Below are 8,865 nucleotides of genomic sequence, written 5' to 3' on the forward strand. Positions count from 1 at the left end.
TCCGCCTCACCCGGCCAGGTGTTCAGCCGGCAGCAACTCCTGGAGGCGGTCTGGGAGCACAGCTTCCACGGGGACGCGCGCCTGGTGGACGCCTGCGTGAAACGGCTGCGCGCCAAGATGGGCGAACCCTCGCGCGATCCGCGCTACATACAGACCGTGCGCGGCTTCGGCTACCGGTTCGCGTCCCGGTGAGGCGGCTGCTGGGAACCCGTGTCAGGGCTCCTCAACTGCGCGGTCTGCGCATGCGGTTGGTGGTGGCGTTCGCGCTGGTCGCCGCCCTCACCGCAGCGACGACCGGCGCCCTGACCTTCCGGGAGGCCCGCACGGGAGTGCTCCAGCAGAGCCAGGACACCGTGATCAAGCTGCTGCGGACCCAGATCGACCGGCTCGCCCCCGAACTCCCCGTGCCGACGGGCGAGTTCGAGCTGCAGCGGTTCGCGGCCGACGTGGCCGGCGCCGAACCCGCCGGGACCTGGCGGGTGCTGGTCGCCTACGGCGGGCTGAGCGCCACCTCGGCTCCCGATGATCCGTTCGAGGAGCTGACGCCGGCCCTGCGCGCGGCCGTGGACTCCAGCACGGCCACCGTCTTCCAGCGGGTGGACAGCGGCGACCACACCTCCCTGGTCGTCGGCATGTCGGTCGTCTTCACCGCCGGCACCGCCGCGACCGGCCCAGCGTCCGGCGTCCAGGTGTTCCTGACCGTGCCGCAGACCACGGAACAGGCGTACGTCGACGCCCTGGTCACCGCCGTCGAACGGGCCACCGTGCCCGCCCTCGGCCTCGCCGTGCTGCTCGCGCTGCTCGCCGCCCGCGGAGTGCTGCGGCCGGTGCGCGCCCTGCGCCGCGCCACCCGCAGCATCGCCGAGGGCCGGCTGGACACCAGGCTCGACGTCAACGGCTCCGACGAACTCGCCGACCTGTCGCACACGTTCAACGAGACGGCCGCCGCCCTGGAGGAGTCGGTGGCCGAACTGCGCGGCATGGAGGCCCGGGCCCGCCGCTTCGCCGCGGACGTCTCGCACGAACTGCGCACCCCGCTGGCCGCCATGTCCGCGGTCACCGACGTCCTCGACGAGGACGCCACCCACCTCGACCCCGACACCGCCACCGCGGTCCGGCTGATCAGCGAGGAGACCGTGAAACTGGCCCGGCTGGTGGACGACCTGATGGAGATCTCCCGCTTCGACGCGGGCGCCGCGGTGCTGCACCTGGACGAGATCGACCTCGCCGAGTCACTGCGGCGCACGCTCGCCACCCGCGCCTGGACGGACCTGGTGGACGTCCGCCTGCCCCCGCCCGACGCGCTGCGCGGCCGGGTCGACCCGCGTCGCCTCGACGTCGTCGTCGCGAACCTGGTCGGCAACGCCCTGCGGCACGGTGCCCGTCCCGTCCACCTGCGCCTGTACGAGGGCACAGACCCCGGGTCGGCCGTGATCGAGGTGCTGGACAGCGGGCCCGGCATCCCCGACAGCGTGCTGCCCCACGTCTTCGAGCGCTTCTACAAGTCCGACACCGCCCGCACCCGGACCGAGGGCAGCGGCCTGGGCCTCGCCATCACGGCGGAGAACGTCCGGATGCACGGCGGCACCGTCCGGGCGGCGAACCGTCCGGAGGGCGGCGCGGTCTTCACCGTCGAACTCCCGCTGCGGCGGGACGAGTCGACCCTGGGGAGCGGACAGTGAGGGCCCTGCGCCGAGCCGTACTGCTGGCCGTTCCCGCGCTGTGCGCGCTCACCTCCTGCGGCATCCCCACGACCGGCGTGGTGGAGGCGGGCGGGCCCGCCGGTGGGCTGGTGCCCACGATCCGGGTCTACTTCGTGGCGGGGGACGACACTCTGGTCGCGGTTCCCCGCAGGACCGTCGCGCCGGTCGACGTCGAGTCGGCGGTGGCGGTACTGCTCGAGGGCCCGACCGAGGCGGAGCGCGTCAAGCGCCTGACCACGCGGCTGCCCCTGCCGGGGCTCTTGCCGACGGCCGTTCCGGCCCCGGACACCGACGGCCCCATCGAGGTGCCGCAGGAGGCTACCGCGGCGGACGTCGTGAAGGTGGTGGCGGAGGACGCCCGGGTGTCCATTGAACTCACCGCCGCCTCAGGTGAGTTGACGGGCCTCGCGGTGGACCAGCTGGTCTGTACGGCCCTCGGGGCGCAGCGCGTCGCCGAACCCGGGGCGGAACCTTTGCCGGTGACCGTCACGGGCCCGGGCGGTCGGCCCGTCGAAGGGACCGGCGCCAGCTGTTCCGACGCCTGACCGAGGTGCCGACTCCGCGTGAACCTGCCGGTTCCCCGGCGGGCAGCCTCTTGCACCTGCGCGGCCCTCTGGCCGGCTGCCTGCCCCTCAACCCCTAGGGAGCACCCCCACGACAGTGATGACGGACGCGCTCGTACCGGCACTGGAAGACGCCCGCGATGCGCATGAGGCGGTCGTCGACCGGTTCAGGGCGGATGCGACCATCACGCCGCCCGGCCCCTACCGGCAGAGACTCGAGGGCCAGGTGAACGACGTTCAGGACAGCCTTCGGCGTATCGAGCACCGCGTGCGCAAGCTGCGGCCCCGCAGCGGGCTTGTCGGGGAGAACGTGGATATGGCGAGGTTCGTCTCGCGCAGCGCCGTGCGCACCGCCATGCTGCCGCTGACCATCGGATCGGTGATCACGACGGAGATGCTGCGCGGCCGGTGGCCGAACGACGAACGGCGGCTGCTGAGGAACGCCGAAGACGAGTACGTGGTCACCGCCCGGGCGCTGGCGGCCTGCCGGGCCGGCCAGAGCATCGCGGAAAAGCGGTTGCTGACCGACCAGGGCGTGGGCAGGTACCTGCGCCGATGGGGACTGACCTTCCAGCGCCCGGACAAGCGGGCCGTCGAGCAGGACGCGGAAGCGGTCCGCCTCTGGCGGGAAGAGACCTGGCCGGCGATCCGCGCGCGGGCGAAGGCCGAGGGCGGGGAGGTCCTCTTCGCCGACCAGGTCGGCATCCGTTCCGACCAGGTCGCCGGCCGCACCTGGGGCGCCAAGGGGTGCACCCCCGTCGTGCGCCGCACGGGCAACCGGTTCTCGGTGAACGCGATGTCCGCGATCAGCACCAAGGGCCGCATGCACTTCATGGTCTTCACCGAGACCTTCGACGCCGACGTCATGTGCCGCTTCCTGAACCGTCTCGCAGGCCACTTCGACCGCAAGGTACACCTCGTCGTGGACGCCCACTCCGCGCACCGCTCCCGCAAGGTCCGCGCCTGGCTGGCCGATCACCCGGACGCATCGAGCTGCACTTCCTGCCGTCCTACTCGCCGGAGCTGAACCTCGACGAGCTGGTCAACGCCGACCTCAAGCGGAGCCTGCCCATGCACAGCCGGGCCCGTGACCAGGCCCAACTCGCCGCCGAGACCCGCAGGGTTCTTCCACCGCCGCCAACGGCAGCCACACATCGTCCGCGGCTACTTCGGCGGCCCACACGTCCGCTACACCCTCGAATAGAACCGAAGGGGCGTAGCGGCCGGGGTCGTCTCGCTCAACCTGGGCTTTCAGGAGCCGAGTTGCCCTTCGGGTTGCCATTGCCGAGGGCTGCGGCTGTCTCGATGGTGTCCGCGATCACGCGGAGTTGGTGGATGAACCACGGCTTGGCGGTGGTGCGGAGGGAGCTTTCGTTGGGGAGCCGCCGGATGAATTCTGCGCGGAAGGCCCGAAACTCCTCATCAGCGCCGGAGAGTGCCAGGCCGCGCCAGTGCGGCGCTGCGTAGAACACCATGGCTTTGACGATCTCGGGATAGATCGCCGCGTAGCGCTTGGGGTCCCACGGCCGGACGGGGCTGGAGCCGAGCGAGCCGCTGTGTGAGGTCGCTGATCCGGTAGCCGTGCTGCAGGAGGGTGGTCCAGAAGCGGGAGGTCTGTTCTTAGCAGACGTTGACCACGTCGGGGCCGTAGCAGCGAAGGAGCCGGTAGCGACGCTTCTGGGCGGCGACGATCTCCGGCAGGTCGGCGAGGCCGAACTGGTTGGCGGGGGCTTCGACGGCCCGGCCGATCCAGAGGCGATGCGGAATGCAGACCTGGTCGTGGTGTTTCGACATCCAGACCATGACGCCTTGGCCAGGGGTGCCGGTCCTGCGGGCGACACAGCGTCGGCATGCCCATCGGGGAGTTGCGGCGAAGGGACCTTGCGGGATGTTCCATGCCTGTCGCTCCCAGCGGGGGATCGCGTACCGGATCAAGGTCCGGGGCTGTCCGCTGAGGACACTGAGCCGGCCGACCGGATCCAGACGGGATTCCAGCCAGTGGGAAGACCGCTGAAGGCGTTGGACGGGCATCGCGTTGGCCGTGGCGAGGCGGTCCAGGAACGAGGCTTCGGTCTCCTGTGGGAAGGGCTTGAGCGGACGCGGCAGCGGACGGAAGACGACGGCCTTGAGCGGCCTGTTCATCCCGCTTCCCTGCCTGCGTCAGGCGGGGAATCCCACTCGCTGTTGTGGTCGATCCGGATGTTTCGCAGGGAGGCCTTGGTGATGCGTTATCTCGAAAGTTCCTTCAGCGGCAACAGACCAGCAACAGACCAAGGGTTGTCCGACCGGCGGAGACCCGCTTCGGCCACGGGAACAAAGGGGCAGTGGGTCAGGCCCCCGGCCGCCGAGTGCGGGGAGAGGAGGGTGCGACGAAGCCGGGTGCGGCGGTGACGGCAGGACCACACGGCGCGCGGGGGGCCTGCTCACGCGGCAGGCGCATCTTTGGCTGACGTGGCCGCGGTCGCCTGCCGTCGGCCAAGTGGCGGTCCCCGAGCACATCCTCGGATCGGCCGATGCGGTTCCGTTATCGTCCGAGCCAGGTCCGGTCACACAGCGGACCTAGCCTCAACGACCATGATCGCTCAGCACGCGAGGTCCTCGGCATCCCGGTCCCGCGGCCCGGGCGGTCTGCCTCCGGCGGCGGACCCACTGCCGGCCTGTCCTGGCCGGCGCGGGACGGCGTGACGTTCCAACCTCGGAGTCATCGCGGGGCGGGCCTGTGCGCTCCAGCCCTTCGTTCCTTCATCCCCCGACGAAAGAGATGGCATGAGCATGTCCTTATCTCCCGGCAGACGAATACATGCGGCCGCCCCGCTGGGGGCTCTCGCCATGGCCGCCGTACTCACCGCGACCGGGATGCCGGGGGTGAGCCAGGCCGTCGCCCTGGCCCCTGACGCTCCGGCAGGCCCAGGGAGGGCCCTGTCCGTTCCGGGGGCGAAGAGCGCCAAGACGGTGACGCTGATCACCGGCGACAAGGTGTCGATCGCCGCGGACGGCTCTGTCGCCGGGATCGAGAGGGCCAAGGGGCGCGAGGGCGCGTCGTTCTCGGTCCGGAAGGTCGACGGGCACAGCTTCGTCATACCGGGCGACGCGGCGCCGGCTGTCGTCCAGGGAAAGCTCGACCGGCGGCTGTTCGACGTGACGCAACTCGTCGCGTACGGGTACGACGACGCGAGCCGGTCCGACCTGCCGCTGATCGTCACCTACGCCGGGGACGAGACACCCCCCGCGAGCGCCTTCCGCGACGCACGGGCCAAGGCGGGCCAGGAGCTGACCAGCGTCAACGGCGTGGCGCTGCGGGCCGACAAGCACGGCCACTCCGCGTTCTGGGACACCTTCACCGACGGCGGTGACGGTGGACAGGGCACGGCGCGGCTGTCCGGCTCACCGGCGGTGAAGAAGGTGGTGAAAGTCTGGCTGGACGGCAAGCGCCAGGCCAGCCTGGACAAGAGCGTGGCCCAGACGGGCGCGCCGACGGCCTGGGGCGCCGGGTTCGACGGCAGGGGCGTCAAGGTCGCCGTGCTGGACACCGGCGTCGACCAGACGCACCCCGACCTGGCGGGCCAGGAGATCGCCGAACGGAACTTCTCCGACGCCGAGGACAGCGTCGACCGGGTCGGCCACGGCACCCATGTGGCCTCGACGGTGGCCGGTACGGGTGCCAGGTCCCAGGGCAGGTACAAGGGCGTCGCGCCGGGCGCGCGCATCCTGGACGGCAAGGTCCTGGACGACAGAGGCGGCGGCTGGGAGTCCGGCATCATCGCGGGCATGGAGTGGGCGGTCGCCGAGGGCGCCCAGGTCGTCAACCTCAGTCTGGGCGGCACTGACACCCAGGGCATCGACCCGCTGGAGGAGACGGTCAACCGTCTCTCCGCCGAGACGGACACGCTGTTCGTCATCGCCGCGGGCAACGCGGGCGAGGACGGCGAGAGCACCGTCGGATCGCCCGGCAGCGCCGAGTCCGCGCTGACGGTCGGCGCGGTCGACAAGGCCGACAAGCTCGCCGACTTCTCCAGCCGCGGCCCGCGCGTCGGTGACGGAGGAGTCAAGCCGGACCTGACCGCGCCGGGCGTCGACATCACGGCCGCCGCCTCCACCGCGAGCCCCATAGAGCAGGTGTTCCCCTCGGGGACGCCCGGTTACGCCACCCTGAGCGGCACGTCGATGGCCACTCCGCATGTCGCGGGCGCCGCCGCCATCCTGGCGCAGCAGCACCCGGACTGGACCGGCGAGCGGATCAGGGCGGCGCTCACGGCTTCCGCGAAGCCCGGCCCGTACAGCGCGTACCAGCAGGGCACCGGACGCACCGATGTGGCCCGGGCGATCGGGCAGACCGTCGTCGCCGAGCAGGGCCCGATCGGCTTCGGCCGCCCCAAGTGGCCGCACACCGATGACGAGCCGGTGACGAAGGAGATCACGTACCGCAACCTCGGCACCGAGCCGGTCGTCCTGGACCTGGCCATCGAGGCGCTCGGAGTGGACGGCGGGCCCGCACCCGAGGGCATGTTCGAGATGTCGTCGCGGCAGCTCACCGTTGCGGCGGGCGGTACGGCGAGCACCACGGTGACCGCCGACACCCGCGTCGGCGGCGAAGCCTACGGCTCGTACGGCGGCTCGGTGACCGCAGCCTCGGCCGACGGCCGGACCCGGGTGCGCACCGCCTTCGGCGTGGAGCGCGAGATCGAGTCGTACGACCTGACCATCAAGCACCTCGGCGACGACGGCAAGCCGACCGGCAGGGGTTTCACGGCGATCGACGGCCGGGACCGCGACTACTACCAGGAGTTCGCCGACGAGACGGACGGCGAGGTCACGGTGCGCCTGCCCAAGGGCGGTTACGCGCTCACCGGGATCCTCGACGCCGGCGGCGAGTCCGCCGCCCCTGATTCCTTCTTCCTGGCCCCGGCCCTGCAGCTGACCAAGGACACCACGGTCGTCATGGACGCCCGGGAGGCCAAGGCCACGCGCATCACCGTCCCCGACGCGGGAGCCGAGAACCACCACGCCCAGCTCATCCCGGGCTACACCCGCTCCGACGGGCAGCCCCTCGGCTTCATGCCGGCCGTCTTCGACTTCCCCGATTTCCAGAGCTTCAAGGTCGGTCACATCGGCCCGGAGGCGCCGAAGGCCGCGGCATACGCCCAGTACAGCGGTTTCTGGACACGTCAGGCGGCCGACGGGCGCGCCGTGAACTACCGTCTCGCGTGGAACCGTACGGGTTCGCTCGGCGGCTTCACCGCCGACGTCCGGCGCGAGCAGCTGGCCGAGATCGACTTCGCGGCCGGCAGGCCCGGCCCTGAGTCGACCGCGCAGGTCGCGGTGATGCCGCTGACGCCCATCGGCGAGTTCGCGGCCGACTTCAGCACTCCCACCCGGCGCCAACTGCCGCTGCGGACCTCCGAATACGTCCTCGGCAACGGCGTCAAATGGGGCTACTCCGTACACCACTGGGAGTCGGGGAACGCGCAGCTGGGAGGGTTCACGGCGTACCAGCCGAAGAAGAGCTACACCGCGCGGTTCAACGTCGGTGTCTTCGGTCCGGTCCTGCCCCCGGGTGAGGGTGAACCGCGGTGGGGGCGTCCCGGGATCGCGCGGAGCGGGAACACGATCAAGGCGCATCTGCCCATGTTCAGCGACAGTGACGGGCATGAGAGCAGCAGCGGCTACACGGAGCTGGAGAGTTCGCTCCGCGCCGACGGCGAAGAGATCCCCGCCGAGGGCGATCCGCTGAACATCGCCGAGTACACCGTCCCCGCCGGGGACGGCCGGTACGAACTGAGTGTCGACGCCTCCCGGGACCCGGAGCTGTTCGCGGTCAGCACCCGCGTGCGGGCGCAGTGGACGTTCAGGTCGGCCGGCGTGTCCGGGGACAGCTGGGCCCGGCTGCCGCTGTCCGTGGTCCGCTTCTCCCCCGGGCTGTCACTGACCAGTACCGCGAAGGCCGGCCAGAGGTTCCAGGTGCCCTTCACCGTGGAGGGCGCGGCCACCGCTCGGACGGCCAAGAAGCTGGAGTTCGAGGTGTCCTACGACGACGGCAGGACCTGGACCACGGCCAGAGCCGTCAACGGCACCCACCTGTCGCTGAACCACCCCGCGCAGCCGGGCACCGTCTCGCTGCGTGCCAAGCTGACCGACCGTGACGGCAACACCCTGGTCCAGACGATCGACCGCGCCTACCTCACGGTCCGGTAGGGCGAGGGCAGCAGAGCGAGGGCCGAAGGGCCCCTTCAAGGACAGGGCCCGGGTCGAAGACCCGGGCCCTGTCGGTATGGTCGCGCTCCGGTGGACGGCCTTGGGAGCACCGGAGCGGTCACCCGGTGAGGGAGGCCACGCGCGGCAGCCTCCCTCAGCGGCGAAGGCCGGCTCAGTTGGAAATGGGTCCACTCGATCTGGTGATCAGGATGATAGGAGCCCGGTGACGGGAGACTGTCACGCCACCTGGACGGTCGGCCGGTGGGCCCGCATCACCGGGTGGCGTGGTCGGCCTGCTTGATCAACCGCGCGACGGCCTGCGGCTGGGAAACGGTCACGGCATGTGAGGCCTTGACTTCCCGGGTGTGGGAGCCCGCGCGGTCGGCCATGAAGCGCTGTGCGGCGAT

General features: G+C 71.2%; 7 protein-coding genes. 5 read left to right on the top strand and 2 right to left on the bottom strand.

Annotated features, from left to right (window positions below; translation table 11 throughout):
* The 4 genes from ABT063_RS51430 to ABT063_RS51445 form a co-directional block, all read left to right on the top strand.
* A partial coding sequence (locus tag ABT063_RS51430) for a winged helix-turn-helix domain-containing protein (protein WP_351069187.1) occupies positions 1 to 192 on the top strand: 192 nt, incomplete at its 5' end.
* Positions 193 to 242: 50 nt separating this feature from the next.
* On the top strand, positions 243 to 1,682 hold the full coding sequence (locus ABT063_RS51435) for a sensor histidine kinase (protein ID WP_351069189.1): 1,440 nt from the start codon (positions 243 to 245) through the stop codon (positions 1,680 to 1,682).
* On the top strand, positions 1,679 to 2,248 hold the full coding sequence (locus tag ABT063_RS51440) for a hypothetical protein (RefSeq protein WP_351069190.1): 570 nt from the start codon (positions 1,679 to 1,681) through the stop codon (positions 2,246 to 2,248). Before ABT063_RS51435 ends, ABT063_RS51440 begins: the two co-directional genes overlap by 4 nt.
* A 118-nt stretch (positions 2,249 to 2,366) precedes the next feature.
* Positions 2,367 to 3,293, top strand: a complete 927-nt coding sequence (locus tag ABT063_RS51445) for an IS630 family transposase (protein WP_351069192.1) — start codon at positions 2,367 to 2,369, stop codon at positions 3,291 to 3,293.
* Between the two features lie 211 nt (positions 3,294 to 3,504).
* Here ABT063_RS51445 and ABT063_RS51450 read toward each other — a convergent pair whose 3' ends face one another.
* Positions 3,505 to 3,741 (bottom strand): hypothetical protein, encoded by a 237-nt coding sequence (locus tag ABT063_RS51450; protein ID WP_351069197.1) that lies wholly within the window; start codon positions 3,739 to 3,741, stop codon positions 3,505 to 3,507.
* A gap of 145 nt (positions 3,742 to 3,886) precedes the next feature.
* Positions 3,887 to 4,408 carry a hypothetical protein gene (locus ABT063_RS51455; protein WP_351069194.1) on the bottom strand — a complete coding sequence of 174 codons (522 nt, stop codon included), beginning with the start codon at positions 4,406 to 4,408 and terminating at the stop codon, positions 3,887 to 3,889.
* Positions 4,409 to 5,032: 624 nt separating this feature from the next.
* Here ABT063_RS51455 and ABT063_RS51460 point away from each other — a divergent pair.
* A complete protein-coding gene (locus ABT063_RS51460) occupies positions 5,033 to 8,458 on the top strand; it encodes a S8 family serine peptidase (RefSeq protein WP_351069195.1) in 3,426 nt (1,141 codons plus the stop codon).
* Positions 8,459 to 8,865 lie beyond the last annotated feature (407 nt).

Origin of the sequence: Streptomyces sp. NPDC002838 (genome assembly GCF_040295365.1) — a bacterium.
Classification (GTDB): domain Bacteria; phylum Actinomycetota; class Actinomycetes; order Streptomycetales; family Streptomycetaceae; genus Streptomyces.